At 51.2% G+C, this 215-nt stretch carries 1 protein-coding gene; it reads right to left on the reverse strand.

The features are described from left to right. Positions 1-215: hypothetical protein (locus QVO39_RS03315; protein WP_288171717.1), on the reverse strand; the 215-nt coding region annotated here is incomplete at both ends.

Raw genomic sequence — 215 nt, forward strand, 5'->3', positions numbered from 1 at the left:
TCTTGCTTAGCTTTGCGCTTGGCTTTGCGTCCTTGCTTTTGCTGAGCCTTATTGTTGTTATTGTTGCGGTTGTTACCTTGCTGAGCTCCACCTTGGGCACCTTGTCCCTTTTTAGTAGCGCCTTGCTTAGCCTTGCCTCCTTCGCGACCTTGTTGCTTCTTACCTTCCTGCTCAACATTGACCTTACCACCGCGGATGCGCTTGCGCTTCCTTTG

The organism is Porphyromonas sp. CAG:1061 (assembly GCF_000435035.1).
GTDB classification, from domain to species: Bacteria; Bacteroidota; Bacteroidia; order Bacteroidales; family Porphyromonadaceae; genus Porphyromonas_A; species Porphyromonas_A somerae.